The organism is Rhizobium sp. WYCCWR 11128 (assembly GCF_013416305.1).
Taxonomy (GTDB): Bacteria; Pseudomonadota; Alphaproteobacteria; order Rhizobiales; family Rhizobiaceae; genus Rhizobium; species Rhizobium indicum.
This window is the reverse complement of record NZ_JACCEZ010000001.1, coordinates 1,404,489-1,431,424: the sequence shown is the minus strand read 5'-3', so window position 1 is coordinate 1,431,424 and position 26,936 is coordinate 1,404,489. Positions and strand designations below refer to the sequence as shown.

The window sequence follows — 26,936 nt, the reverse complement described above, 5'->3', positions numbered from 1 at the left end:
GCATCGCGCCCGACCTTGCTCGCATTTGGCCGGGCGCCGGCTATGATTCTTACATGACCGAATCAAAAGCGATGATCCTTGGCTGCAGCGGCCTTGCCCTCACATCCGAAGAGAAAGCCTTTTACCGAGGCGAGCGACCCTGGGGCTTCATCCTCTTCGGGCGCAACATCTCCGAAGCACGGCAGATCGCCGATCTCGTCGCCGAACTGCGCGATAGCGTCGGCTGGCATGCGCCGGTGCTGATCGACCAGGAGGGCGGCCGCGTCCAGCGCATCCGCCCACCCATTCTGGCGCGTTATCCTTCCGGCCATGCGCTCGGCGATCTCTATCGCCGCGATCGCGCACTCGGCCTGCGCGCTGCCTGGCTGATGTCGCGGCTGCACGCCTTCGATCTTTCGAGCCTCGGCATCGATGTCGATTGCCTGCCGGTGCTTGATGTGCCGGTCGAGGGCAGCAGTAATGTCATCGGCGACCGCGCCTATGGTGGCGATCCGCAGACCGTCATAGCGATGGGCCGGGCGGCTGCCGAGGGGCTGAAGGCCGGCGGCCTGTTGCCCGTGATGAAGCATATGCCCGGCCACGGTCGCGGCTTTGCCGATTCACATCTGGAGCTGCCCGTCGTCACCGTCCCGCGCGATGAGCTGGAGCTTCATGACTTCCCGCCCTTCATCGCGATGAAGGACGAGTTGATGGCCATGACCTGCCACGTCGTTTTCGCCGCCATCGACCCGGACAATCCGGCGACGACCTCGCGCAAGGTGATCGACGGCATCATCCGCGAGCACATCGGCTTTAACGGTCTGCTGCTCTCCGATGACAGCTCGATGAACGCTCTTTCCGGCACGATCGGTGAACGTGCGGCGAATATCATTGCAGGCGGATGCGATATCGTGCTGCATTGCAATGGCAATATGGACGAGATGCGGGAGGTTGTGGCAAATGTTCCGCCGCTCGCCGGCATATCGCTTGCCCGCGCAAAAGCGGTGGAAGCAGGCTTCGCGGCGCCGGATACCGCCGATGAAGCGGAATTGAGGGCGGAATTCGAAGCGATGTTTGCGACGGTCTGATCGTAAGGGAGCAGCTAGGTGAACACGGTCAAGGGCACGGAACGTCCACAGGCGGCAACGCCGATGGACAAGCTGTGGCAGGATAACGGAGCTGAGCGCGCCAGCCACGAGCCGGCGCTGGTGATCGACGTCGCCGGCTTCGAAGGTCCGCTCGACCTGTTGCTCTATCTTGCCCGCAACCAGAAGGTCGATCTGTCGCGCATTTCGGTGCTGGCGCTCGCCGAGCAATATCTGCTGTTCATCGAAAGCGCCCGGCGTATCCGCATCGAGCTTGCCGCCGATTACCTCGTCATGGCAGCCTGGCTTGCCTATCTCAAGTCGAAGCTGCTCATTCCCCAGCAGGTCAAGGATGACGGCCCTTCCGGCGAGGAACTGGCGGCAACGCTCGCCTTCCGCCTGAAACGCCTCGAAGCCATGCGCCAGGCTGCAGACGGCCTCGTCAACCGCAATCGCCTCGGCCGCGATATCTTCGTGCGCGGCGCGCCCGAGCATATTCCCGACCGCCAGCAATCCGCTTATGCGGCGAGCCTTTACGATCTCCTGACCGCATATGCGGCGCTGCGCCAGCGCCATGCCGTCACCCAGGTGACGATTGAGCGGCGCACCGTCTGGTCGCTGACCGATGCCCGCGAGCTGCTGACCCAGATGATCGGCGAGGTCGCTGACTGGACGGCGATGGAGCATTATCTGCTGCGGTATCTCGCAGCGCCCGAAGAACGCGTCACGGCAATCGCCAGCGCCTTTGCCGCCTCGCTGGAGCTGGTGCGCGAGGGCAAACTCGAAATCCGCCAAGACGGCGCCTTTCAGCCGATATACATGCGCCGCGGTCCGAAACATGCCACGCTGCAGGTGGTCGAACAGGAGCGGCCGGCTTGATCGATCTGAAGGGCGAAGAGGATTTCGAAGGCAATTTCGAAGACAGGAGCCGCGACCTGCAGGCCGAGATCGAGGCCGAGCGCATCGCCGAGGCGCTGGTCTTCGCCTCCTCGCAGCCGGTCTCCGAAGGCTTCCTCGCCGAGCGCCTGCCTGAGAAGACCGACGTGCATGCGATCATGCTGCGCCTGAAGGAGCAATATGCGCCGCGCGGCGTCAATCTCGTGCAGGTCGAAGGAGCATGGGCCTTCCGCACTGCCGCCGACCTGTCCTTCGTCATCCGCCGTGATGACAATGAGGTGAAGAAGCTTTCGCGCGCCGCACTGGAAGTGCTGGCGATCATCGCCTATCACCAGCCGGTGACGCGTGCCGAAATCGAGGATATCCGCGGCGTCCAGACCTCGCGCGGCACGCTCGACGTGCTGATGGAAGCTGGCTGGGTTCGGTTCCGTGGTCGCCGGCGCACGCCGGGCCGGCCGGTGACATTGGGCACGACACGCGATTTCCTCGATCATTTCGGTCTCGAAGAGCTGCGTGACCTGCCCGGTCTCGAAGAGTTGAAGGGAGCGGGCTTGCTGTCGGGCCGCATTCCGGCAAACTTCAATATTCCCTCGCCGTTGATGAACGACGAACTGACCGAGGACGAAGACCCGATCACCCAGATGGACCTCGAGGAACTGGGGTTGCTGGCGCCACGCGGCACCTCTGAAGATTGAGGGGCTTGCGTCTTGCTTTTGCCATGCATGGCGAAAACAATGGAGCCAGCACTTTTCGGCGGGTCAATGGCTTGTCATAAAGGGCGATACCGTGACATTAAGCGCAGTTCAAAGGGCGTGATGTTGGAAACGGTGTCGGAAATCCTTACATCGTGGGAACATAGAAACAGGGAGTTAGCGTAATGGGTGGTTTTAGCATGTGGCACTGGTTGATCGTTCTGGTCATCGTGCTGTTGTTGTTCGGTCGTGGCAAGATTCCGGAACTGATGGGCGACGTTGCCAAGGGCATCAAGAGCTTCAAGAAGGGCATGACGGACGAAGACGCGCCGGATACGGCAAAGACCGTCGATCACAAGGCCGACGAAACGAAGTAACCAAGTCCGGGAAAAAGCGCAGCCCCCGCGCTTCCCGTCCAGGAGCCTTGCATGTTCGATATTGGCTGGACCGAGCTTTTGGTCATCGCGGTCGTACTGATCGTGGTCGTCGGTCCCAAGGATTTGCCGCCGATGCTGCGCGCTTTCGGCAAGATGACGCAGCGCGCCCGCAAGGTTGCGGGTGATTTCCGTGCGCAGTTCGATGAGGCGTTGCGCGAAGCCGAGCTTGACGATGTCCGCCAGACGATCAGCGACGCCCAAAAGCTCAACCCGGTCAACAGCCTGCGCGAGGCGATGAACCCGCTCCGCCAGATGGGCAACGAGATCAAGGCCGACCTGCAGAAGGCGACCACGGTCACGGAAAACAAGACCGAGGTGCCTCCCGATGCTGTCGCAGCCCCGACGCCGTCGATGAGCTTGCCGGAAACGCCGCCATTGGTAGCGACACCTGCGCCGTCGGAACCGGTCGCCGCAGCGATTGTGCAAGCTGATACGGTTGCGGCCAGGCCGAAGGCTGTGCGCAAGCCGCGCGTCAAGCCTGCCGACCAGGTCGATGCTGCGGCCGCCGTTGCCGTGCCTGTGGAAAAGCCGAAACGCACGACGGCGGTCAGGAAGCCTGCAACGCCGAAGAAGCCTGCGCAGACAAAGAAGGACGAGGCATGAGCGGTGATATCGAAGACAAGCCGCAGCCGTTGATCGAGCACCTGATGGAGCTGCGCACGCGGCTGATGTGGTCGATCGGCGCGTTTTTCGTCGCCTTCATCGCATGCTTCTTTTTTGCCAAGAATCTCTTCAATTATCTGGTCATCCCATACAAGACGGCGGTCCAGTGGGCTAATCTCGACGTCGAGAAGGCCCAGCTCATCTACACCGCGCCGCAGGAATTCTTCTTCACGCAGGTCAAGGTGGCGATGTTCGGCGGCCTTGTGGTCGCTTTCCCGATCATCGCCGCCCAGGTCTACAAGTTCGTGGCGCCCGGCCTCTACAAGAACGAGCGTCAGGCTTTCCTGCCGTTCCTGATCGCTTCGCCGGTCCTGTTCCTGATGGGCGGCGCGCTCGTCTATTTCTTCTTCACCCCGATGGTCATGTGGTTCTTCCTGTCGATGCAGCAGGCGCCCGGTCATGACGAGATAGCAATCTCGCTGATGCCGAAGGTCTCGGAATATCTGAGCCTGATCATGACGCTGGTCTTCTCCTTCGGCCTCGTTTTCCAGCTGCCTGTCATCACCACGTTGCTCGCCCGTGTCGGTCTTCTGACGTCGCAATGGCTCGCCGAAAAGCGCAAATTTGCCATCGTCCTCGCCTTCGTCGTCGCCGCCGTGCTGACGCCGCCGGACCCGATGTCCCAGATCGGCCTTGCGATACCGACGATCATTCTCTACGAAATTTCCATCTATGCGGCGCGACTCGTGGAGCGCCAGCGTGCCCGGCAGGCGGTCGAAAAGGAAACCGGATCCGCAGACGTTGCCAAGACGGACAGCGTCTGAGCTGCGATCAGGAAATCCCTTCATGAACGCCGTCGACTGCATAGTCCCTAAATCCGAAACGGTTTAAGGAATTAGGCAGCAATTCAAAGTGTTGCGGTGTCCTTTGCGCGTCTGAAAAGACAGGGCGGCGCTGTAACATCCGGTCGAGGCCCGATCAGGCTTTGGCCGGGCCACCTCTGTTGCAACGACCTGGAACGACGATGCTCGATATCAAATGGATCCGTGAGAATCCCGAAGCGCTCGATGCCGCCCTCGCCAAGCGCGGTGCCGAGCCTCTTGCCCAAAGTCTCGTTGCCCTCGATGAAAAGCGCCGCTCCGCCGTGCAGAAGGCGCAGGACCTGCTGTCCCGCCGCAACCTCGCCTCCAAGGAGATTGGCGCGGCGATGGCCCAGAAGAATAGCGAGCTGGCCGAGAAGCTGAAGGCGGAGGTCTCTGAACTCAAGACCCTGCTGCCGGCGATCGAGGAAGAGGACCGGCAGCTGACGGCCGAACTCAACGACGCGCTCTCGCGCATCCCGAACATCCCCTTCGATGACGTCCCGGTCGGCAAGGACGAGCATGACAATGTCGTCACCCGCACCGTCGGCGAAAAGCCACGCTGGAACCACGCACCGAAGGAGCACTTCGAAATCGGCGAAGCGCTCGGCTATATGGATTTCGAGCGCGCCGCCAAGCTCTCCGGCTCGCGCTTCACGGTTCTGACCGGGCCGCTCGCCAGGCTCGAGCGTGCGCTCGGCCAGTTCATGATCGATCTCCACACCAGCGAGCACGGCTATACCGAAGTCAGCTCGCCGCTGATGGTGCGCGACGAGGCCGTCTATGGTACTGCCCAGCTGCCGAAATTCGCCGAGGATCTCTTCAGGACGACTGATGGACGCTGGTTGATCCCGACGGCCGAAGTGACGCTGACCAATCTGGTGCGCGAGGAAATCCTCGACCAGGATAAGCTGCCGTTGCGCTTTACCGCGCTGACGCCGTCCTTCCGCTCGGAAGCAGGATCCGCCGGCCGCGATACGCGCGGCATGCTGCGCCAGCATCAGTTCTGGAAATGCGAGCTCGTCTCGATCACCGATGCCGAGAGCGCCGTTGCCGAGCATGAGCGCATGACCGCCTGCGCCGAGGAAGTGCTGAAGCGCCTCGGCCTGCATTTCCGCACCATGACGCTTTGCACCGGCGACATGGGCTTCGGCTCGCGCAAGACTTACGATCTCGAAGTCTGGCTGCCGGGGCAGAATGCCTTCCGGGAAATCTCTTCCTGCTCGGTCTGCGGCGATTTCCAGGCTCGGCGGATGAATGCGCGCTACCGCGGCAAGGAAGACAAGAGCAACAGGTTCGTCCATACGCTGAACGGTTCCGGCACGGCGGTCGGCCGCTGCCTGATCGCTATCCTTGAAAATTATCTGAACGAGGATGGTTCGGTCACGATTCCGGACGTTTTGCTGCCTTATATGGGCGGATTGACCAAGATCGAACGGGCGGCCTGAGGCGATGCGCATCCTGCTTACGAATGACGACGGCATTCACGCCGAAGGTCTTGCCGCGCTGGAGCGGATCGCGCGCACGCTGTCCGACGATGTCTGGATCGTGGCGCCTGAGACCGACCAGAGCGGCTTGGCCCATTCGCTGAGCCTTTCCGAACCTTTGCGGCTGCGCAAGATTTCCGACAAGCATTTCGCCCTGCGCGGCACGCCGACCGATTGCGTTATCATGGGCATCAGGCAGGTGATGGACATCAAGCCGGATCTCGTCCTGTCAGGCGTCAATTCAGGCTCGAACGTCGCCGACGACGTGACCTATTCCGGCACGATCGCCGGCGCCATCGAGGGCACGATGCAGGGCGTGCGCTCCTTCGCGCTGAGCCAGGCCTATCTCTATGAGGACGGTGCGCGCATCGTGCCCTGGGAAGTCTGCGAGACGCATGCGCCGGCTCTTCTGGAAAAGCTGATGGTCCTGGACCTGCCGGAGGGCACGTTCCTCAATCTCAACTTCCCGAACTGCCGTCCCGATGAGGTCGACGGCGCCGAGGTGACCATGCAGGGCAAGCTCGCCTTCAATCTGCAGGTGGACGCCCGCTCCGACGGCCGGGGCTTTCCTTACTACTGGCTGAAGTTTGGCGAGCGCGCCGGCGCCTTCGTCGAAGGCACCGATATTCACGCCCTGAAGCATAATAAGATTTCGGTAACGCCTTTGAAACTGGATCTGACCGATTATTCCGTGACGGACCGCGTGGCGCGGGCCTTGGGATACGGAGCACAAGTTTGACGGCAAGACTGGCGGAGAAGGAGGGCTTTGCGGCGCTCGTCCTCAGATTGCGTGCCGAAGGCATCTCGGACCTCGATCTGCTGACGGCGGTTGAGCAGACGCAGCGTTCGTTGTTCGTGCCGCCGCAATTCGCCGACGACGCCTATTCGAGCCGGACCATACCGATCGAATGCGGTTCCTTCCTCGAAGGCATCGATTTTGCCGTCCGCATCCTGCATCACCTGAAGCTCAAGCCCGGCCAGCGCGTCCTGGAGATCGGCACTGGAAGCGGCTTTACCGCCGCCGTGATGGGCCGCCTGGCCGAGCGCGTTCTGTCCATCGACCGCTACAAGACGCTGACATCAGCCGCGCAGCGGCGCATGGAATCGCTTGGTCTGCGCAGCGTCGTCATCCGCCAGGCCGACGGCAGCGCCGGCATGCAGGGTGAGGGCACCTTCGACCGCATCCTGGTGACGGCGGCCTTCAATGCGATGCCGCGCTTTTATACCGACCAGCTCGTTTCCGGCGGCTCGATGATCGCGCCGCTGATGATTTCCGAGAACGAGTGTCGCATGGTGCGGCTGACGAAAACCGGCAGCCGTTTCGAACGCGAGGAACTGTTCGAAGCGCCCTATTTGCCGATCGTTCCGCGTCTTGCCTCGCTGCTGTAGACGTGGATGATTTCAGGCCGGATAGGCCTGAGATTTGACCATCAGAAAAGGGCGCGCATGATCTCGCCCGAGAACCGCTGAGACTTTTCGGCATCACGCTCAGAACACTGCGATTTTTCACCCGTAAGCTATGGTTATCAACTTCTCAAAAAAATCGCACTGATTCCAGCATCTTAACTGCGTGGTAATACTAACGCGTTTTAATAGACTCACAAATGGTTGCGTTCTCAGTGGGTCGAGTCATGCGTTTCAGTCTTTCGCCAAAGTTCGGGAAGTCGGCCGGTAATCTTCTGGTTGTTAGCCTGCTGGCAAGTGCCGCAACGGGCTGCAGTTCCGATGTGACACGGTTTGGCGGCTTGTTTTCCTCCTCCGGGCAGGACCAGATCACCACAAGTTCCATTCCGCGCAGGAATGTGAACGGTTCTCAGGGCGATCCGGTGCCGCGCGCCGATCTTAGCAGCTCGGCCGTTGCCAGTCAGTCGGGCTACGGCGGCGGCAATGACGCGCTGAACCAGCCTTATCCCGCCCGCCAGGGTTACGATCCGACCCGCACGTCGAGCTCGAGCGCTCGTCTCGCTTCCGCGCCGGTCTCGGTGCAGCGTTCAGAGTTGGCCGCGCCGACGGCGGCGGCACCATCCCGGCAGCGGGAAAAGGAAGTTGCGCTCGCCCAGCCTTTCCCATCTGCGCCGCAGGCCGAAAAGCCCCGATTGGTGGCGCCGGCTGCGCCGAAGGTGACGCCTGATACGCTGACGACAGGCACGACGCCGAAGGTTTCAGGCTGGTCCGCGACCAACGCTCCGTCGGTGACACTGCGTCCGGGTGAAAGCATCGCCACGCTCTCCAGGCGTTTCGGCGTACCGGAAAAGGAAATCCTGCGCGTCAATGCTCTGAAGACGGCATCTGCCGCTCAGCCCGGCCAGGCGATCCTGATCCCGACCTTCAACGGCGGCAATGCCGCCAAGGCGGCATCGCAGGCGGCTGACCTTTCCAAGCCCGGCAAAATGCCGGCGCCGAAGGCGCCTGAGCAGAACGTCGCTGTCGTTCCGGGCGCCAATTCTGCCCGCGACAAGACGCTGGCGAGTGGCGATGTCACCGGCAAACTTCCCGCCGGCGCTGGCAAGGATCCGAAGGCGCCTGCCGGCACCTATGTCGTCAAGCAAGGCGATTCGCTGGCAAAGATTGCCAAGGCGACCGGTAGCAATGTCGACGACCTCAAGGCTGCCAACAATCTTTCGGCCAGCTCGCTCCGCATCGGTCAGGCTCTGAAAATCCCGAACGGCACCGCCGACAATATCAAGACCGCCTCGATCCCGGTCGAGAAGGTCGATCCGAAGCCGACCCAGCCGGCGGTTGCCCAGCAGACGGCTTCCGTTCAGCCTGCGCCCTATAAGGCGCCGGCCGCGACTCAGACCGTCGACGATGTGGAGAAGAAGTCGGACGTCAGCTCCGCCGCGCCGGAATCGACCGGCATCGGCAAATATCGCTGGCCGGTGCGCGGCCAGGTCATTGCTTCATACGGCGCCAACGTCAACGGCAACCGCAATGACGGCATCGACATTTCGGTACCGCAGGGCACGCCGATCAAGGCTGCCGAAAACGGCGTCGTCATCTATGCCGGCAACGGCCTGAAGGAACTCGGCAACACGGTTCTCGTCCGTCACGACGACGGCACCGTCACCGTCTACGGCAACGCCGATACGCTGAGCGTCGCCCGCGGCCAGAAGATCCAGCGCGGCCAGACCGTCGCCGTCTCCGGCATGAGCGGCGACGTCAAGCAGCCGCAGGTCCATTTCGAGGTGCGCAAGGATGCGTCCCCAGTCAACCCGATGACTTTCCTGGAATAGGTACAGCGTACCAGGAAACGCAAAAGCCCGGCCACCAGTCGGGCTTTTGTAATTTTATGCCCGGTCGATGTGAACCCGCATGCGTCCGGCCAGGTCCTGAATATACTGCCAGGCGACGCGGCCGGAGCGTGCGCCGCGAGTCGTTGCCCATTCCAGCGCTTCGGCATGCATCTTGTCGCGTTCGAGCCCGAGCTTGAAGTGATCGGCATAGCCGTCGATCATGCCGAGATAGTCCTCCTGGCTGCATTTGTGGAAGCCGAGCCAGAGGCCGAAGCGGTCGGAAAGCGAAACCTTCTCCTCGACCGCCTCCGACGGATTGATCGCCGTCGATTGCTCGTTTTCCATCATGTGGCGCGGCAGGAGATGGCGGCGGTTGGAGGTGGCGTAGAAGAGCACATTGTCCGGCCGCCCTTCGACGCCGCCGTCTAGTGCCGCCTTCAGCGACTTGTAGGCGGTATCGTCGTGATCGAAGGAGAGATCGTCGCAGAAGACGATCACGCGGTAGGGCGTGTCCTTCAAGAGGTCGAGCAGATTGGGAAGGCTGGCGATATCTTCACGATGGACTTCGACCAGTTTCAGCGAGGCGCTGCTTTCGCGCCTGACATTCTCGTGCACGGCCTTGACCAGCGAGGATTTGCCCATGCCGCGCGCGCCCCAGAGCAGCACATTGTTGGCGGCATACCCTTCGGCGAAACGCACCGTATTCTCATGCAGGATGTCTCGCACGTGATCGACGCCGCGGATGAGCGCCAAAGCCACCCGATTCGGCCTCTTGACCGGCTGCAGATGCTGGCGCAGTGGCGCCCAGACGAAACAGTCGGCAGCATCCCAGTCGTTGAGGGCGGGTGCCGGTCCGGCAAGACGCTCGACGGCGTCTGCGAGCCGTTTCAGCTCGGCAAGCAGGGTTGTGTTGATTTCCTCGGTCATCGGTGGCCTCCTGATTTCTCACTGCGGCAATCCGCTTTGATCTTTCGATGCCGCTAATGCATGTCGCCCGGACGTGTGGAGCGGTTCCGGGATAACGACATGCTTGAAAACAAAAGAGCTAAAGCGCGCCGCATCGATCAAGTTCGATGCGACGCGCTTTAGCATGGCGTTTTGACGGCGGAAAGGTTATGAGGCAGCGGAATCGGTACTGTTTCCGGCTGTTTCTGTTGCATTCATCGAAGCCGTAACTATAGTCCGGCAACCTGAAAAGAGAGGCGGAGTTCCGCCGCCCAAGCCTGAGGAGTTTAGCATGTTCATCACCCCGGCATTCGCCCAGAGCGCGACCGATACCGCAACGGGATTCGGCGGCTCCGGTTTCGAAATGATCATCCTGTTCGTGCCGCTGATGGTCGTCTGGTACTTCCTGCTGATCCGTCCGCAGCGCGCACAGGCAAAAAAGCGTGAGGAGACCCTGAAGGCGATCCGTCGCGGCGACCAGGTCGTCACTGGCGGCGGTCTCGTCGGCAAGGTCACCAAGGTGATCGACGAAAAGGAAGTCGAAGTCGAGATCGCCGACGGCGTGCGCGTGCGCATCGTCCGCAGCGGCATCTCCGAAATTCGCGTCAAGGGTGAACCGGTCAAGGCCGACGCGGCGTAACAAGCGATAACGGCAGGACCGCCGGATCGGAAGATCGTCGAGAGAATGTTGCATTTTTCCCGCTGGAAAACACTTCTGATTTGGCTGGTCGCGTTTGCGGCCATCGTCATCGCTGCGCCCAATCTGCTGACCGAGGGGCAGCGATCCTCCCTGCCGGACTGGTTGCGGCACGACCGCGTGGTGCTTGGTCTCGACCTGCAGGGCGGCTCGCATATCGTTCTGAAGGTCGAGCGTTCCGACATCGTCAGGGACCGCCTGGAAGAGCTGGTCGCCAATGTGCGCAACGCGCTGCGTGGCGCCGGCATCCGCTATACCGGGCTGACCGGCAATGACCAGACCGTCACCGTCCGCATCACCGATCCGGCTCAGACACAGGCGGCGGTCGATCTGCTAAAGCCTTGGACGACGGCTGGCGGACATTCGGGAGCTGAGGTCGCGCTGCAGCAGGGCGACCAGGGGCAGCTCTCGCTGCAGATTTCCGACGCCGGCATCACTGCTGACGTCGCTTCCGCCCGGACCCACTCGCTCGATATCGTTGGTCGCCGCATCGCTGGATTGGGCAATGATAATTTCCTCGTTCGCCCCGATGGCGCCGACCGCATCGTCGTGCAGGTGCTGGGATCGGTCGATGCGGAGCGGCTGAAGAACATCGTGAACCAACCGGCCAAGCTTTCCTTTCATCTGATCGACGAAAGCATGTCGGGGCAGGAGGCGCTGAACGGCCGCTGGCCGGCGACATCGCAGGTGCTCTATTCGCTTGACGATCCGCCGGTACCGTATCTCGTCGACCGCACGGCTTTCATCACCGGCAGCAACATGGTCGATATCGAGCCTGTCGTCGATCAACAGACGCAGGATACCTCGATCGCCTACCGTCTCGATGCCGAAGGCACGCAGCGGCTGGCGCAGACGACAGGGCAGAATATCGGCAAGCACCTTGCCATCGTCTTTGACGACCAGGTGATGTCATCACCGGTCATCGATGCGGCGATCACTGGCGGCGAGGGCCGGATTTCGGCAAACTTCTCCGAGGATGGCGTCCGCGACCTTGCGATCATGCTACGGGCCGGCGCCTTGCCGGCGACGCTCACCAGCGTTGAGGAACGCAGCGTCAGCCCGAGATTCGGCGCCGATTCTATCTTCAACGGCCTCGTCGCCGGCCTCGTCGCCGTCGTATTGGTCGCGGCACTGATGATCGCGCTCTATCGCATCCTCGGCATCATCGCCGTCGCATCGCTCTTCCTCAACCTGATCCTCATCGTCGCGGTGCTCAGCCTTGCCGGCGCGACGCTGACCTTGCCGGGGATTGCCGGCATCGTGCTGATCGTCGGCATGGCGGTCGATTCGAACGTTCTGATCTATGAGCGAATCCGCGAAGAGGAAAAAACCACCCATTCCTTTGCAGAGGCGGTCGGTCGCGGTTTCTCGCGCGCATTCGCCACGATCGTCGACGCCAATGTGACGATCTTCATCGCCGCCATCATCCTCTTCTTCCTCGGCAGCGAATCCATCCGCGGTTTCGCGGTAACGCTTGCGGTCGGCATCCTGACGACCGTTTTCACGGCATTCACGCTGACGCGCTCGATCGTTGCCGTCTGGTTGAGAAGGCGCCATCCCCGGCATCTGCCGAAGAGCGTGCTGACGCATCTTTTCGAACACGCCAATATCCGCTTCATGGGGATCCGCCGTTATGTCTTTACGGCGTCGGCGGTCATCTCGCTGATCGCCATGGCCGCCTTTGCCACCGTCGGCCTGCATCTCGGCATTGATTTCACCGGCGGCTCGCTCATCGAGGTGACGGCAAAGCAGGGCAATGCCGACATCGCCGATCTCAGCTCTCGTGTGAATGATCTCAATCTCGGCGATGTCAGTGTCGAGCGCACCGGTGGCCCGTCGAACGCGCGGATCCGCATCGCATCCCAGGGCGGCGGCGAGAATGCCGAGCAGTCGGCGGCGACGCTGGTGCGCGGCGAGCTCCAGGAAGATTATGACTTTCGCCGCGTCGAGGTCGTCGGCCCCGCCATCTCGGGGGAATTGACGATGATGGCGACGCTCGGCGTGCTTGCAGCACTTGCGGCGATCCTCATCTACATCTGGATCCGCTTCGAATGGCAATTCGCGGTCGGCGCCATCATTGCCACGCTGCACGATGTCATCATCATGCTCGGTCTCTTCGTGCTATCAGGCATCGAGTTCAACCTGACGAGCATCGCCGCCGTGCTGACCATCGTCGGTTACTCCCTGAACGATACGGTCGTGGTCTACGACCGAATGCGCGAGAATCTGAAGCGATACAAGAAGATGCCGCTGCCGATCCTGATCGATGCTTCGATCAACCAGACGCTGTCGCGCACCGTTCTGACCGCGGCGACGACGCTGATCGCCTTGCTGGCGCTCTTTCTCTTCGGCGGTGAAGTCATCCGTTCCTTCACCTTTGCGATGCTCTTCGGCGTCGCTCTCGGCACCTTCTCTTCGATCTATATCGCCGCTCCTGTCTTGATCGTCTTCCGGCTGCGGCCGGAGGCTCCCGACGGGGAAGAGAGCAACAAGACGGATGCGGGTGTAAAATCCGGCACGGTGGTTTGAAAACATGGCAAAAGGCATAGAAATCCGCGCCGCACATTTCCCCGGGCGCGCTCCGATCGATGCATACGGCAATGGCGGCTTTCGTTTTGCCGACATGTCGCATCGCGGCTCGATTCTTTGCCTGCCCTCCGGCATTCATGGCTGGGACATGGACATGTCGAAACCGCTGTCGCCTGAAAATTTTCGCCGGGTGCTGGATGAGGCCGCTGATGTCGAGGTTCTGCTCGTCGGTACCGGAACCGAGCTTCGCCGTCTGCCCGAGGAATTGAGGCTGGCGCTGAAGTCGCGCGGCATCTCCTCCGATCCGATGAGCACCGGGGCTGCAGTGCGCACCTTCAATATTATGCTCGCAGAGCAGCGTGCCGTCGCCGCGGCGTTGATTGCGGTCTGACGATGACTGAAGCGCATATTGCGACCAACCAGGATATCTGCCTGGCGATGCTGCGTGACAGCGATCGCGACCGCTATCTCGCCTGTCTGCTGTCACCGGAGGAAAAGCGCGGCGCGCTTGCAGCTCTTTACGCCTTCAATGCCGAGCTTGCCCGCATCCGCGATCTCGTCCACGAGCCCTTGCCCGGTGAGGTGCGGCTGCAATATTGGCACGATCTTCTGGAAGGCAGCGCGCACGGCTCGACGGCGGCCAATCCCGTCGCCGCAGCCCTTCTGATCGCCATCGAAACGCACCGCCTGCCACGCAAGACGCTGATCGACATGATTGAGGCCCGTACCTTTGATCTCTATGACGATCCGATGGAGACACGTCTTTCGCTTGAAGGCTATGCCGGCGAAACGGCATCGGCGCTGATTCAGCTCGCAAGCCTGGTGCTTTCGCCGAAGGAGGCCGCACGCTCGGCCGACGCTGCCGGCCATGCCGGCGTCGCCCAGGCGGTCGCCGGGCTGTTGCTCCTGATGCCGCTTCATCGCCGCCGCGGCCAGATCTATATTCCGCTGCAGATCCTTACCGCCACCGGTCTCGACCGCGATGCCTTCCTCGTCGGCGAAGACAGGCCGCGCATCTCTGCCGCCATCGAGGCTTTTGCCGGCCTCGGTCGCGAACATCTGGCAAAGGCGAGGGCGGCGGGGCCGATTGCGCCGACCGTCTTTCCAGCCTTCCTGCCGGCGACGCTTGCCGAACCGGTGCTCGTCAAGGCGCAGAAACGCGGCGCCTTGCTGCTCGACCGGCCGCTGCAGCCGCCGCAATGGCGCCGCCAGCTGCGGATGGGGCTGGCTGCCGCACGCCGAAAAATCTGATATCGGTCAAATTCGCGCAAGTCTCGCGCGTTACAAGGCTTCCACCGCTACACTTTGAACGGAGACTCGGCGTGGGCATTATCGTCTGGTGCGTCCTTTTCGCCATCGTCATTTTCTTTGCTTTCGTGGCAACGCGTATGGCCGCGCAGAACAAGGAAGATGGCCTGCATGACACGGGCCTCGCCATCATCGAGTTCGGCCGTGCCTTTCCGAACGAGGCGATCCGTCAGCTGCAGGCGACGGAAAACGGCCAGGCCGTCTTTGTGCGCCTGCACGACAACAAGGCCGGCTTCATGCGCAACATGTCGCGCCATTTCTCCTGCCACGTGATCGAGCCTGGTCGGGTGCGCGTCGTCGGCTCGGAAACGGGCAGAGGACTGGTGATCGACTTCCTCGATGCACCCCATCACAACGGCGATTTCGAATTCGCTTCCGCCAAGGAAGCCTCGGAGGTTTCGCTCTGGCTGCTCGGCAATTATATCGCCGAGCCGGATAAGGACCTGCTGCCCGGCAATATTTCGGCGGCGAACAAGCAGTAATGCATGTCGCCCAAAATTGTGCATCGGTTTGGGAGGTCGACATGCCCAAAAGCAAAGACGTCAAGCGGTCGCATGCGCGATGCGACGCGCTTGAAAACGCCGGTCAGGCGCTTTCGGCAAGCGTGGATTCTTGACCGAGCCAGGCCGCGCAGTCGGCAAGCGCGCGCCGCGCGATCAGCTGCCGCTTCATGATCGTCTTGTCCTTGCCACGAAAGCGCTTGACGCCTTCGGGTTTGACGATCGAACCCGGCTGGAGCTCCGGAAACAGCCCGAAATTGATGTTCATCGGCTGGAACGATCGTTTGCCCGGCTCCTCGTCGGTGACGAGGTGCCCACTGGTAATATGACCAAGCAGCGAGCCGAGCGCCGTCGTCGCCGGGGGTAGCGAAATCGCCTCGCCCTTGCGTTCGGCGGCGGCGAAACGCCCGGCCATCAGCCCGACGCTGGCGCTTTCCACATAACCCTCGCAGCCGGTGATCTGTCCGGCAAAACGCAGGCCGGGCCGCGATTTCAGCGTCAGCGACGGGTCGAGCAGGGTGGGGGAGTTGATATAGGTATTGCGGTGCAGACCGCCGAGACGGGCGAATTCGGCATTCTCGAGGCCCGGGATCATCCGAAAGATGTCGGCCTGCGCACCGTATTTCAGCTTCGTCTGGAAGCCGACCATATTATAGAGCGTGCCGAGCGCATTGTCCTGCCGCAGCTGCACGACGGCATAGGCCTTGACCGTCGGATTATGCGCGTTCGTCAGCCCCATCGGCTTCATCGGTCCATGGCGCAGCGTCTCGCGGCCGCGTTCGGCCATCACCTCGATCGGCAGGCAGCCGTCGAAATAAGGCGTGCCCTCCCATTCCTTGAAGCCGACCGTGTCGCCCGCGATCAGCGCGTCGACGAAGGCATTGTACTGCGTCTCGTCCATCGGGCAGTTGATGTAATCCTTGCCGGTGCCGCCGGGCCCGACCTTGTCGTAGCGCGACTGATACCAGCAGATATCCATGTCGATGCTCTCGCGATAGACGATCGGCGCGATAGCGTCGAAGAAGGCGAGCGAATCCTCGCCGGTTTCCGTCTGGATGGCGCTCGCGAGCGACGGCGCCGTCAGCGGTCCGGTGGCGACGATGGCAAGATCCCAGTCACTTGGTGGCAGGCCGGTGACCTCTTCACGCACGACGGTGATGAGCGGGTGGTCATGGACCGCTTTGGTCACCGCCTCGGAGAAGCCATCGCGATCGACGGCGAGCGCACCACCGGCCGGTACCTGGCACCGGTCGGCAGCGGCCATGATCAGCGAGCCCGCCATACGCATCTCGGCATGGATGACGCCGACGGCATTGCTGGTCGCATCATCGGACCGGAAGGAATTGGAGCAGACGAGTTCGGCAAGGCCGTCGGTCTTGTGCGCATCCGTGCCGCGCACCCCGCGCATTTCATGCAGGATGACCGGAACGCCGGAACTGGCGATCTGCCAGGCGGCTTCCGAACCGGCAAGCCCGCCGCCGACGACGTGGATAGGGGAATAGGAGGAGATCGTGTTCATTCCGGGCTGATATCATGTCGGCAGGTGCGATCCAACACCCTGGAATCAAAAACGGCGCCCTGGGGCGCCGTCTTGGAAGCATCGTACTCGCTATTAGCGGAACGAGCGGGATGCGATATTCCGGATGTCGTAGCGGCTGACGCCGATATCGGACAGGGTCTGGTTGGAAAGGCCGCCGAGTTCATTGAGCGTACGACGGTAGCTGAGCCAGCTTCTTGCAATGCGGATCGGGTTCATTGTCTTCTTCCTATGTCCGCGGGACGGCGGGATCGCCTGTCTCTCTGCGGTTGATGTTTATATAGGCGAGAACCGTCCAATTGTGCAGTGCAAATAAAAGGCGTCTGCCATGCAATTGTGCACGATGATGCTCTTCAATTAAGCAGCGGATATTTTTTGAGCGGGCTAATGAGACGGAAAAACCTGCTACCGCCGCGGCAGCCGCATGCAGACAAATGAAAACGCCCGCTGTGGGAGACAGCGGGCGTTTCAATCAAAGACGATCTGCTCGTAAGGAGCAGTCAACCGCCTGAATTAGCGGGCAGAAGCCTCACGGGCAACACGATGGATGTCCGAACGGTCGATGCCGAGATCGTGCAATTCGCGGTTGGTCATGCGGCCGAGTTCCGTGACGGTCTGACGATACTTACGCCAGTTATTGAAAGAGCGAGAGAAGTTCATGTTAAGCCCCTTTCCGAGGGTTTCATCCGCCAGCAGCCACCGATCGGCGCTGACCTCTATTTGATGACTGGAATATATGTTGCGACGCGAAAGACTAAAACAGCCAAGTTTTCAGATCACCTATGCGAGTTATGCAATGCTCAAGAGGTATTTGACGCAGACTTACCGCTTTTTGGTCAACGAATAGGCAGAATGACTTTTGAAAAAGCAGTTTGGTTTGGAGGGACGAAGGGGGTGCCACTCCGGAAAACGCTGCTTGCTCCGATGGTTCCGCCCGTCCATCCGCTGTAAAGAGGCGTTCTGTTTCGGATCGGAAGCCGCCCATCTCTTCGCAGGGTTGGTGGGGCGGTGTGACGACAATGCGGCATTGATGGCGCCACGCGACGAAAATCCTCTCATTGCCAAGGCTTTAATGAAGCTTTGGCTAAACAAAAACGCCCGCCGGGGGAGGATCCGGCGGGCGTGTTATGGTGACTGACAACTGGGAGGAGGAGTGTTGCCAGTCTATCGCAGCGCGCTGGGAGGAGGAGTGCGCAACTGCGAATCTCGTCACGGACAAAGCATCCGCGGGCGTCCGGCTGATGCCGGGCCGGGGCGCCATCCCCGTGCTTCGATGTGTGATCAATAGTATGACTAATGACTATTGTGCAGTGCAATAAATTCATGGGGGATATGCAAGGATCGCATACCTCTCCGTCCATAGGCTTATATTAGCGCTTCTGACGTTAGCGGCCGGTTAACACTCGATACTATTTAGACCAATGAGGAACTTGTATATTTGTCGCAAGAGCGTTTGCGGACACCCGTGCTGCGTCTATAACGGCGTGAGCCGCAGCGCCGCAGTCGGCGTTACGGAAATCGAGGGGTTGAGCATGTATCGCGGCAGATTGGAGCGGGATCTCTCGCTCTGGGTGGGCAAGGGCCTGCTCGGACAGGAAACGGCAGGTGCGCTTCTCGCCGAATATGACAGCCGCCCGGCAAGCTTCAGCCTCGGCAGGGTGCTGATGGCGCTGGCGGCGGTGCTGCTTGCAGCCGCCATCCTGCTGGTCGTCGCCTCCAACTGGGAGGCCATCCCGCGCCTGGTGCGCGTGGGGGGCATCTTTGCCCTGATCTGGGTGGTGCATATCGCCGCCGCCCGGATGCTTGCCCGCGGTGCGACGGCCGCCGCAGGCGGCTTGCTGGTCATCGGCGCTATGAGTTTCGGCGGCGCCATCTCGCTGGTCGGGCAGATGTATCATCTCTCCGGCGACGAGCAGACGGTGATGTATCTCTGGTTCGCGATTGCGACGATCTCGGCGATCCTGTTCCGTTCGGGCGCCGTGGCCGTCGTCGCCGGCTTCCTCTCCTGGGCGTCGTTTGCCGTCTATCTTGAGAATTACGATACGCATTGGATCGGTCTCGATCCCTGGATGGCGCCGGTCATGGCGGTGATCGTCATCGGGCTGGTGCGCTATACCGGCGCCGAGCGGGGCCGCCATCTGGCCTATCTGCTGCTGATCGGCTGGCTTGCCTGGCTCTATACTCTTTATGAGGAGATCGCCGTGGCGCTTGCCTTTGCGATCGGTGGCATGGCGGCCTTCGTCCTGACGGCGTTGCCGCTCCGGCCTATTGCCTCCTTGGTCAGAAGCGCCGGTGCGGCTCCTGCCTTCTACAGCTTCCTCGTCGCCGTAATCGGCTTTCTGCTGCTGCATATCGAGATCGAGGACGGCTGGGGGCTGGTGGTGCTCGGAGTGGCGACGCTTGCCGCTTCCGTGCTGGCAATCGTCCTGCGTGGCAGGGATAATGGCGCGGTGCGATATCTCGCCTATGCGACCTTTGCCGCGGAGATGCTCTATCTCGCCTCCGTCACCGTCGGCTCGATCCTCGGCACGTCGAGCCTCTTCCTGTTCTCCGGTCTCGTGGTGGCACTTGTCGCCTGGATGGTCATCCGTCTTGAACGGCGTTTTTCGGCGAATGCACAGGGGGAGCGGGCATGAACTCGTTCATGGCAAGGCTGCAATCCGGCAAGGGTTATCTCTTTTCGGCGATCATCGTCGCCGGTTTGCAGACCCTCATCCTCGGCACGATCATCCAGAGCCGGGCGTCGATCCTCAGCGATGGCGCCGAGGTGCTGCTGAAGACGGCGCCCGTCGATCCGCGCGATTTCCTGCGCGGCGACTATGTCGTCTTGAACTACGACATTTCCTCGGTGCCGGTGCAGACGGTTTCCGGCGGCATTCCGGCCGAGGCCGGCGAACGGGTGTTGTGGGTCCGGTTGAAGAAGCAGGAGGACGGTTTCTGGACGGTGACCGAATCGTCCTTTCACGAACTGCCTCCGCAGCCGGAGTCCGTCATCCTGCGCAGCCAGCCGTTTTATAGTGGCGGACTTGCCGCCGGCGACAGCATGCGTGTCGAATACGGCATCGAGCGCTACTACGTTCCTGAAGGCGAGGGCAAGCCGATCGAGGAGGCCCGCAATGACGGCAACGTCGCCATCGCAGTGCGTGTTTCCCCTGATGGAAGCGCACAGATTCGCAGCCTTCTCGTTGACGGCAAGCCGGTTTACGACGAGCCGCTCTACTGATCCGGTCACACTTCGGGGCAGGGCGGTTCCGGGGCTGCAAATCCCCTGTCATTTGCCGTTCATTTTTCCTTTGCCTCGACCAAATCGGGTGATATAGAGACGCCGCGCTCCGGAAGGCCTCATGCGCAGGCATAGGCATGCGGTTTTGTGAACGCGGGTATGGTGAAATTGGTAGACACGCCAGATTTAGGTTCTGGTGCCGCAAGGCGTGGGAGTTCAAGTCTCTCTACCCGCACCAAGCTGTTTGCAGGCGGGAGACTAAGAATCGGTTGTTCCAGAACAATTGAGAGTTGTCCCGAATAGCCCGCGAGTGCCATTCCGCTTTGGGCGGAATGATATGGAATTGGGAAAAGCCACGCGCGGCAGGATCGCCGGCGTCGTGCTCATCGAAACGAACGGCGTCTGGGCACGGCCGCCACGAAATGAAGGTAGGAAGACATGCAGGTTATCGAAACGCTCGCTGAAGGGCTGAAGCGCGAAATCAAGGTCGTTATCCCGGCCAAGGACATGCAAGACAAGATGAATGAGCGTCTTGCCGATGTGAAGGACAAAGTTCGCATCAACGGCTTCCGTCCGGGCAAGGTACCCGCTGCTCACCTGAAGAAGGTCTACGGCAAGTCGATCATGGCCGACCTCGTCAACGAGATCGTCCGCGAGCAGCCGGCAGCCATCCTGTCCAGCCGCGGCGAGAAGTCGGCCACGCAGCCGGAAATCGCCATGACGGAAGACAAGGACGAAGCCGACAAGATCCTCGCAGCCGAGCAGGATTTCGAATTCACGCTCTCCTATGAAGTGCTGCCGCCGATCGAACTGAAGTCAGTCAAGGGCATCAAGGTCACGCGCGAAGTCATCGACATCTCGGACGACGAAGTCAACGAGCAGGTCCTGAAGGTCGCCGAAAGCGCCCGCGCTTACGAAACCAAGACCGGCAAGGCCGCCAATGGCGACCGCATCACCATGGATTACGTCGGCAAGGTCGACGGTGAAGCCTTCGAGGGCGGCACCGACCAGGGCGCCGAACTTGTGCTCGGCTCCGGCCGCTTCATTCCGGGCTTCGAAGACCAGCTCGTCGGCGTCAAGGCCGGCGCCGAGAAGACCATCACCGTGACGTTCCCGGCCGACTACCCGGCCAAGAACCTCGCCGGCAAGGAAGCGACCTTCGACGTGTCAGTCAAGGAAGTCGCCGCACCTGCCGATGTCGAGATCAACGACGAACTCGCCTCCAAGCTCGGCATCGAATCGGCCGACCGTCTGAAGGAAATCGTCCGTGGCCAGATCGAATCGCAGTACGGCTCGCTGACCCGCCAGAAGCTGAAGCGTCAGATCCTCGACCAGCTTGACGAGATGTACAAGTTCGAGACCCCGAACTCGCTCGTCGACGCCGAATATAACGGCATCTGGAGCCAGGTGAACAACGACCTCGCCCAGTCCGGCAAGACCTTCGAGGATGAAGACACGACCGAGGAGAAGGCTCGCGAGGAATACAAGACGCTCGCTGAGCGCCGCGTTCGCCTCGGTCTCGTTCTCTCCGAAATCGGCGAAAAGGCTGGCGTCGAAGTCAGCGAAGACGAGATGCAGCGCGCCATCTACGATCAGCTGCGCCAGTATCCGGGCCAGGAAAAGCAGATCCTCGAATTCTTCCGCAGCCAGCCGGGTGCCGCCGCTTCGATCCGCGCGCCGATCTTCGAAGAGAAGGTCATCGATCACCTGCTGACCGAAATCGACGTCACCGACAAGAAGGTGACCAAGGAAGAGCTGCTCGCCGAGGAAGAAGGCGAAGCGAAGGCCGAAACCAAGAAGGCAGCACCGAAGAAGAAGGCTGCCGCCAAGGCCGAAGCAACTGACGCCGGTGAAGGCGAAGAAGCCGCACCGAAGAAGAAGGCTGCTCCGAAGAAGAAGGCGGCTGACGAAAGCGCCGAATAATCGCTTTTCGGTTCTGAAGTTTGGAAGGGCCTCGCCATCGTGCGGGGCCTTTTTCTATTTGTCAGGTCAGTTTATTCTCGAACGCCTACTCCATTGTGTTTATTTATCCGGAACAACAAAGAGTTGCATTAAAGTATAATTAGATGCAGATTTCGCTGATGGTGGAGGGACCTGAAAATGACCGCAAAGCACGACATGAAGAAGCTCGTGGAGGAAATCTATGCTGTGCGTGACCGTGGCGATGTCGAAGCTACGCTGGCGCTGATCGGTGAGCATTGCACCTTTCGCATGGTCGGCAATACCCGGCTGGCGCCTTTTTCGACTGAATCAAGCGGGGATTCTTTTCGCCAGGCGATAACCCAGCTTATCACAGTGTGGGATCTATCGAATATCAGGACAGCCGGCATCTATGTGGACGAGGATGAGCATATGGTCTTTGCCCACCGCGAAGGCGAGGTCAGGCACATCCCATCGGGCGTGAGCTTCCATACGGAATTCGTCGACAAGATCCATTTCCGAGATGGGAAACCGGTCAAGATCGTCGAATTCGTCGACACACTGCAAGTGGCCGAGACGACCAAGATGATCCAAGTCGCTTAAACGGCCACCAAAGTCGGAGCCTTCAAAGCGCGTTCTCAAACTTGATTCATGCGACGCGCTTTAGCGACATGCATTGGCTTAGAGTTTGATGCTGCCAGCCGCCGTTCAAGAATTACCGCTCAATGCGCGGTCAGTTGCGCGACTTTCCTGACATGGCTGACGGCTGCGGCGCCGCCGGCGGTCTGTGTGAAGAGGTGGAGCGTTTCCTCTTCGTCGTCGGCGACAGGCGTCAGGGCCTGATCCATATAGGTCTTCGACTTCGCATCTCTTGAAATCAGGAATGCCGAAATCGTCAGGCCAATGATCGTGCCGGCGAGTGAAGCATGTTTGCTGAAGGTTTCCCAGGCAAAGCGCGGCCAGAAGACCAGCGGATTCTCGCGCGGCAGGTCCGGGCGCCGCTCCGACGGCGTCTTCAGGCGCAGCAGGCCGCTTTGCAGCGGGTGCACGTTTTCCAGCGGCACAGTGGTCGCGAAGGAGACGAGAACCTTGACGAGCCTTGCGAGCGGTACGCCGGTCGCCACGGCGCGGCGCAGCAGCGTCTTCATATGATCAGGCGAATAATAGAGCGCCCAGGCCTCGTGGTAGATGTCTTCCCATTCCTGCTTGCTCATCTTCGGATGCGCCGTGCAGACATGCTCGACATCGTAGATGTTGAGATCGGCATCCATCTCGACGCCCTTCTTCCACAGGACCTGATGATCCTCGGAGCCGGGCAGTGGCGTCAGGATGAAGAATTCGATGACGTCGAGCGGCAACTCTTCCTGGATGATCGTGATGTCGCGGCGGATCGATTCCGGCGTATCGGCGGGGAAGCCCAGGATATAGCCGGCGAGCGTCATGATGCCCTGTGCCTTCCAGGCGAGCAGCATCTTGCGGTATTCGGTGATCTTGTTCTGGTTTTTCTTGGCGGCGGTCAGATTGTCCGGATTGACGTTTTCGAGGCCGATGAAGACGCGAGTAACGCCGGCGCGCCGGGATTTCTCGATGAAATTAGGGATCTTGTGGCAGAGCGTGTCGACCTGGATCATCAGGCCGAGCGGAATGCCGTCCCGCTCCTTGAGCTCGATCAGCCGGTCGAAGATCGCTTCCCAATCCTTGTTGCGGGCGAAATTGTCGTCGGTGATGAAGAATTTGTGGATGCCCTGCGCCCAGTTCATCCGCACCAGCTTTTCGACGTCGTCGGCCGAGCGGAAGCGCGACTTGCGTCCCTGTACGTTGATGATGGTGCAGAACGAGCACTGATAGGGACAGCCACGTCCGGCATCGAAGCTGGTGCTGAGTCCGAGCGTGCGCTGGATATTGTCCTTCGGCAGGAAGGGAACCGGCGTGCCGCCGATACCGGGAAGGTCGTTCATGAAATTATAGAGCGGCTTCAGCTCGCCGGCGGCGGCGTCGCGCAGCACCATGTCGAGCCGGCCCTCGGCTTCGCCGGCAAACATCGAGATGCCCATGTCGCGGCAGGCGTCAAGCCCGACGGCCTTGCCATCCAGCATCGACAGGCAGCCGGAAACATGGAAGCCGCCGATCGAAACCGGCAGGCCGGCATCGCGGAAGGGACGGGCGATATCGAGGGCGCGCGGATACTGGTTGGTCTGGACGCCGACGAGCGAAATCATGCCGAAATTGTCGTGACGCTTGAACTGCGCCAGCAGTCCGGCGACATCGATCCGCGTATTGGTCTCGTCGATCACAGTGATGTCGATGGCCGTATCGTCGCCGAGCACCTTGCGCTCGGCACATTCGGCGGCAATGCCGTAGAGCGCCGCAAGCGAATTGGAGGGGATCATCGCCCGCCACCAGCGGATGACGTAGCCGTCATCGTCATAATGCGACGGCTTGATCAAGATCAGCTGAAAACGTCTGCGCGCAACTTCCAAGACATGGGACAAGAGTATCTATCTTTCTTTAGAAGCTTTTGCCCGAAGGCAAAATGGCGTTGAAGGCAGCTATCAGGCACCACATATCAATGCGATTTAGGAGGTCGAACTAAGGCGTAAAAAAACGGCACGGCGCGCAAACGCTTCGCGAAGTGTATTATTCCTCAATATACTACCCGATATCGAGCAGCAATGCGCGATGGTCGGAGACTTCGGGCGCCGCGACCACCTCGAATTTGGCAACCTTCACCCCTGGCGTCACCAGCATGTAGTCGGCAAAGCGGCCCTGCTTCAGATAGTAGGAGGTTCGCGTGTCTACAAGGCCGCTTCCGGTGACGAGGTCGGAAAGCCCGAGTCTGGCGAGAATCGCAAAGGTTGCGCTATCAGGCAGCACGTTGAAATCGCCGCAGACGATGAGCCCTTCGTCACCGGGCCAGACCCGCTCGATGAGCCCGACTAGCGCCGCGGCCTGCTTTTCACGCGCCGCCGTGTCGCCCTTGCCTGCGGGATCGCGCAGGCCATGCATGTGGGCGATGGTCACGGTAGAAGCGCACTCATGGCTGAAGAGACGGATGCAATGGGCGTTTCGCGGTCGCGGATGTTCGCCCCAGCCATCAGCCGAAAAACGGGCCGTGCACGAAGTCCAGCCCTTGGGCGATGACGGAATGCGTTTTGCGCACGAAGGTGGCCAGCCCGAATTCGGCGACAATGGCGGTATCGCCATCGAAAAGCTCGCCTCTCGAGGTCGGGCAGAAGAAACCGTCGTGGCCGGGCATGGCGGTGCTTATCTCGGTAAAGAGATTGAAGCGCTGCGGCAATTCGACATCGCCGTCCCGATAGACCGACCAGCCCGAGTGGGTACCGGGTGCGCGCAAAACCTCCTGCAGGCACAGCACGTCGGGATCGGCCGCCGTCACATATTCAATCAGCGCTTGATGAAGCCTGCCGCCCCATGCGTTCAAGGAAATGATGCGCAATATCATTCGGCTCCGTTTTGGCGGCCGGACTGAGACGGCCGTTCCCTCGACGACGCGACGGACTTTAGAGCTCCGACTTGATGTCGCCCATCCGGTTCCAGGCATCGAGCCCGGCGATCTTGTAGGCTTCGGCGAGCGTCGGATAGTTGAAGGTGTTCTCGACGAAGTATTCGACCGTGCCCTTGAGGTTGAGCACCGCCTGGCCGATATGCACCAGCTCGGTGGCGCCTTCGCCGACGATATGCACGCCGAGCAGGCGGCGGGTCTTCAGCGAGAAGATCAGCTTCAGAAGCCCGGTGTCGAGGCCCATGATATGACCGCGCGACGTCTCGCGGAAGCGGGCAATGCCGCATTCATAGGGAATACCGCGCTCCTTCATCTCTTCTTCAGTCAGGCCGCAGGTCGAAATCTCCGGCACGGCATAGATGCCATAGGGGAAATATTTCGGCGGCTCCTTGGCGACCGCGCCGACCGCGACGCGGGCGGCGATGCGGCCCTGTTCCATCGAGGTCGAGGCAAGGCTCGGAAAGCCGACGACATCGCCGGCGGCATAGATGTTGGCAACCGATGTCTGGAAGGTTTCCGGATTGACCTTGAGACGGCCGCGGCTGTCGGCTTCGAGGCCGATCGCCTGAAGGTTCAGCGCATCAGTCGCCCCCATGCGGCCGGCGGCGAAAAGCACCATGTCGGTCGTCAGGCGCCGGCCACTGTCGAGCGTCAGTTCGACCTTGCCGTTTTCGAGCCTCTCCACCTTGTCGGCCTTCTGGCCGAGCAGCAGCTTCATGTTGCGGTCGCGCAGCTGATAGGTAAAATCCTCGATGATTTCCTTGTCGATGAAGTCGAGCATTGTCGTCTTCGGGTCGATGACGGTGACGGCCGTGTCGAGCGCGCTGAAGATCGTCGCATATTCGATGCCGATGACGCCGGCGCCGATGACGACCATCGATCGCGGCAGATCCTGGATGTCGAGCAGTTCGTCGCTGTCGAGAACGGTCTTGCCGTCGAAGGGCATGTAATCGGGGCGGAACGGTTTTGTGCCGACGGCGAGCAGCACGCTGGCGGCGGTGACCTGCGTGGTCTCGCCGTCATCCTTGATCACCTGCAGCGTCGACGCATCGATGAAGCTCGCCTTGCCGCGAATATGCTGCACGCGGTTGCGGGCGAACTGGTGTTCCAGCACCTCGACCTCGTGGTTGAGCGTAATCAGCAGGCGACGCCGCAGGTCATCTGCACTGATCTCTTCCTTGACGCGGTAAGACCGGCCGTAGAAGCCGCGTTCGCGCCAGCCGGAAAGATTAAGCGCAGTCTCGCGCAGCGTTTTGGAAGGGATGGTGCCGGTATGCACGGATACGCCGCCGACGCGTTTGCCCTGCTCGATGACAAGCACTTTCTTGCCGAGTTTTGACGCCTGGATCGCGCCGCGGCGCCCTGCGGGACCGCTGCCCACCACAACGAGATCGTACTGAAGCATCATCAAGCCCCGGATTGGAAAGGAATCATATTGCGACGCAAAATGTCGCCCGTCCATCGTTAGCCGGTCAATGTTA

Annotated in this window: 26 protein-coding genes, 1 tRNA gene and 1 pseudogene; 21 read left to right on the top strand and 7 right to left on the bottom strand. The window is 60.9% G+C overall.

The annotated features are described in order from the left end of the window. Positions 1 to 53: 53 nt before the first annotated feature. The 10 genes from nagZ (at position 54) to HX898_RS06955 (ending at position 9,273) form a co-directional block, all read left to right on the top strand. Complete coding sequence (gene nagZ, locus HX898_RS07000; protein ID WP_138329821.1) at positions 54 to 1,067, top strand: beta-N-acetylhexosaminidase; 1,014 nt, start codon at positions 54 to 56, stop codon at positions 1,065 to 1,067. Positions 1,068 to 1,085: 18 nt separating this feature from the next. After that, the gene (locus tag HX898_RS06995) at positions 1,086 to 1,943 is read left to right on the top strand and encodes a ScpA family protein (RefSeq protein WP_020049690.1); all 858 of its coding nucleotides are present in this window, start codon (positions 1,086 to 1,088) and stop codon (positions 1,941 to 1,943) included. Then, positions 1,940 to 2,656 (top strand): SMC-Scp complex subunit ScpB, encoded by a 717-nt coding sequence (scpB, locus tag HX898_RS06990; RefSeq protein WP_003538964.1) that lies wholly within the window; start codon positions 1,940 to 1,942, stop codon positions 2,654 to 2,656. Before HX898_RS06995 ends, scpB begins: the two co-directional genes overlap by 4 nt. A 182-nt stretch (positions 2,657 to 2,838) precedes the next feature. Then, positions 2,839 to 3,030, top strand: coding sequence for a twin-arginine translocase TatA/TatE family subunit (locus HX898_RS06985; protein WP_017960199.1), 192 nt, complete (start codon positions 2,839 to 2,841; stop codon positions 3,028 to 3,030). A 51-nt stretch (positions 3,031 to 3,081) separates the two neighbouring features. Further along, the gene (tatB, locus tag HX898_RS06980; protein ID WP_138391119.1) at positions 3,082 to 3,693 is read left to right on the top strand and encodes a Sec-independent protein translocase protein TatB; all 612 of its coding nucleotides are present in this window, start codon (positions 3,082 to 3,084) and stop codon (positions 3,691 to 3,693) included. Continuing rightward, positions 3,690 to 4,517: a twin-arginine translocase subunit TatC gene (tatC, locus tag HX898_RS06975; protein ID WP_129420703.1), complete on the top strand. Its 828-nt coding sequence runs from the start codon at positions 3,690 to 3,692 to the stop codon at positions 4,515 to 4,517. The genes tatB and tatC overlap by 4 nt, the downstream gene beginning before the upstream one ends. Before the next feature lie 200 nt (positions 4,518 to 4,717). After that, positions 4,718 to 6,001 (top strand): serine--tRNA ligase, encoded by a 1,284-nt coding sequence (serS, locus tag HX898_RS06970; protein WP_180194285.1) that lies wholly within the window; start codon positions 4,718 to 4,720, stop codon positions 5,999 to 6,001. A gap of 4 nt (positions 6,002 to 6,005) precedes the next feature. After that, on the top strand, positions 6,006 to 6,779 hold the full coding sequence (gene surE / locus HX898_RS06965) for a 5'/3'-nucleotidase SurE (protein WP_017991200.1): 774 nt from the start codon (positions 6,006 to 6,008) through the stop codon (positions 6,777 to 6,779). Further along, entirely contained in the window at positions 6,776 to 7,429 is a 654-nt protein-coding gene (locus HX898_RS06960) for a protein-L-isoaspartate(D-aspartate) O-methyltransferase (RefSeq protein ID WP_011651660.1), read from the top strand. Before surE ends, HX898_RS06960 begins: the two co-directional genes overlap by 4 nt. Before the next feature lie 242 nt (positions 7,430 to 7,671). Beyond that, on the top strand, positions 7,672 to 9,273 hold the full coding sequence (locus HX898_RS06955) for a M23 family metallopeptidase (RefSeq protein WP_180194284.1): 1,602 nt from the start codon (positions 7,672 to 7,674) through the stop codon (positions 9,271 to 9,273). 54 nt (positions 9,274 to 9,327) lie between these two features. Here the strand turns inward: HX898_RS06955 and HX898_RS06950 are convergent, their stop codons facing one another. After that, a complete protein-coding gene (locus HX898_RS06950) occupies positions 9,328 to 10,200 on the bottom strand; it encodes an ATP-binding protein (RefSeq protein ID WP_180194283.1) in 873 nt (290 codons plus the stop codon). Positions 10,201 to 10,510: 310 nt separating this feature from the next. Between HX898_RS06950 and yajC the strand changes: the two genes are divergently transcribed. The 5 genes from yajC (at position 10,511) to HX898_RS06925 (ending at position 15,234) form a co-directional block, all read left to right on the top strand. Further along, positions 10,511 to 10,858 (top strand): preprotein translocase subunit YajC, encoded by a 348-nt coding sequence (gene yajC, locus HX898_RS06945; protein WP_003539006.1) that lies wholly within the window; start codon positions 10,511 to 10,513, stop codon positions 10,856 to 10,858. Positions 10,859 to 10,903: 45 nt separating this feature from the next. After that, positions 10,904 to 13,444, top strand: a complete 2,541-nt coding sequence (secDF, locus tag HX898_RS06940) for a protein translocase subunit SecDF (protein ID WP_180194282.1) — start codon at positions 10,904 to 10,906, stop codon at positions 13,442 to 13,444. A gap of 4 nt (positions 13,445 to 13,448) precedes the next feature. Then, complete coding sequence (locus HX898_RS06935) at positions 13,449 to 13,835, top strand: Mth938-like domain-containing protein (protein ID WP_180194281.1); 387 nt, start codon at positions 13,449 to 13,451, stop codon at positions 13,833 to 13,835. A gap of 2 nt (positions 13,836 to 13,837) precedes the next feature. Then, the gene (locus HX898_RS06930; protein WP_138391113.1) at positions 13,838 to 14,695 is read left to right on the top strand and encodes a phytoene/squalene synthase family protein; all 858 of its coding nucleotides are present in this window, start codon (positions 13,838 to 13,840) and stop codon (positions 14,693 to 14,695) included. A 71-nt stretch (positions 14,696 to 14,766) separates the two neighbouring features. Further along, positions 14,767 to 15,234 (top strand): hypothetical protein, encoded by a 468-nt coding sequence (locus tag HX898_RS06925; protein ID WP_138391112.1) that lies wholly within the window; start codon positions 14,767 to 14,769, stop codon positions 15,232 to 15,234. A 103-nt stretch (positions 15,235 to 15,337) separates the two neighbouring features. On the opposite strand, the gene trmFO is transcribed toward HX898_RS06925, so the two are convergent. The 3 genes from trmFO to HX898_RS06910 form a co-directional block, all read right to left on the bottom strand. Next, positions 15,338 to 16,771: a methylenetetrahydrofolate--tRNA-(uracil(54)-C(5))-methyltransferase (FADH(2)-oxidizing) TrmFO gene (gene trmFO, locus HX898_RS06920; RefSeq protein ID WP_180194280.1), complete on the bottom strand. Its 1,434-nt coding sequence runs from the start codon at positions 16,769 to 16,771 to the stop codon at positions 15,338 to 15,340. Between the two features lie 93 nt (positions 16,772 to 16,864). Next, positions 16,865 to 17,008, bottom strand: coding sequence for a DUF1127 domain-containing protein (locus HX898_RS06915; RefSeq protein ID WP_003539017.1), 144 nt, complete (start codon positions 17,006 to 17,008; stop codon positions 16,865 to 16,867). Positions 17,009 to 17,302: 294 nt separating this feature from the next. Further along, positions 17,303 to 17,449 (bottom strand): DUF1127 domain-containing protein, encoded by a 147-nt coding sequence (locus tag HX898_RS06910; RefSeq protein ID WP_003558908.1) that lies wholly within the window; start codon positions 17,447 to 17,449, stop codon positions 17,303 to 17,305. Between the two features lie 467 nt (positions 17,450 to 17,916). On the opposite strand from HX898_RS06910, the gene HX898_RS33510 reads away from it, so the two are divergent. The 6 genes from HX898_RS33510 to HX898_RS06885 all read left to right on the top strand — a co-directional run bounded on the left by HX898_RS33510 (position 17,917) and on the right by HX898_RS06885 (position 22,535). Further along, complete coding sequence (locus HX898_RS33510) at positions 17,917 to 18,108, top strand: hypothetical protein (protein WP_138391110.1); 192 nt, start codon at positions 17,917 to 17,919, stop codon at positions 18,106 to 18,108. Between the two features lie 213 nt (positions 18,109 to 18,321). Next, positions 18,322 to 19,425 (top strand): DUF2157 domain-containing protein, encoded by a 1,104-nt coding sequence (locus HX898_RS06905; RefSeq protein WP_180194279.1) that lies wholly within the window; start codon positions 18,322 to 18,324, stop codon positions 19,423 to 19,425. Further along, positions 19,422 to 20,012 (top strand): GDYXXLXY domain-containing protein, encoded by a 591-nt coding sequence (locus tag HX898_RS06900; protein ID WP_180194278.1) that lies wholly within the window; start codon positions 19,422 to 19,424, stop codon positions 20,010 to 20,012. Before HX898_RS06905 ends, HX898_RS06900 begins: the two co-directional genes overlap by 4 nt. Positions 20,013 to 20,165: 153 nt before the next feature. After that, positions 20,166 to 20,250, top strand: a tRNA-Leu gene (locus HX898_RS06895). Positions 20,251 to 20,450: 200 nt separating this feature from the next. Beyond that, positions 20,451 to 21,935, top strand: coding sequence for a trigger factor (gene tig, locus HX898_RS06890; protein ID WP_138391107.1), 1,485 nt, complete (start codon positions 20,451 to 20,453; stop codon positions 21,933 to 21,935). 177 nt (positions 21,936 to 22,112) lie between these two features. Then, entirely contained in the window at positions 22,113 to 22,535 is a 423-nt protein-coding gene (locus tag HX898_RS06885) for a nuclear transport factor 2 family protein (RefSeq protein WP_138329798.1), read from the top strand. 119 nt (positions 22,536 to 22,654) lie between these two features. Here the strand turns inward: HX898_RS06885 and HX898_RS06880 are convergent, their stop codons facing one another. From HX898_RS06880 to sthA, 3 genes and pseudogenes are all read right to left on the bottom strand, one after another. Further along, positions 22,655 to 24,424, bottom strand: coding sequence for a radical SAM protein (locus HX898_RS06880; RefSeq protein ID WP_138329796.1), 1,770 nt, complete (start codon positions 24,422 to 24,424; stop codon positions 22,655 to 22,657). 160 nt (positions 24,425 to 24,584) lie between these two features. Further along, positions 24,585 to 25,395, bottom strand: a pseudogene (locus tag HX898_RS06875) (endonuclease/exonuclease/phosphatase family protein). 58 nt (positions 25,396 to 25,453) lie between these two features. Beyond that, positions 25,454 to 26,860 carry a Si-specific NAD(P)(+) transhydrogenase gene (sthA, locus tag HX898_RS06870; protein WP_138329790.1) on the bottom strand — a complete coding sequence of 469 codons (1,407 nt, stop codon included), beginning with the start codon at positions 26,858 to 26,860 and terminating at the stop codon, positions 25,454 to 25,456. Between the last annotated feature and the right edge of the window lie 76 nt (positions 26,861 to 26,936).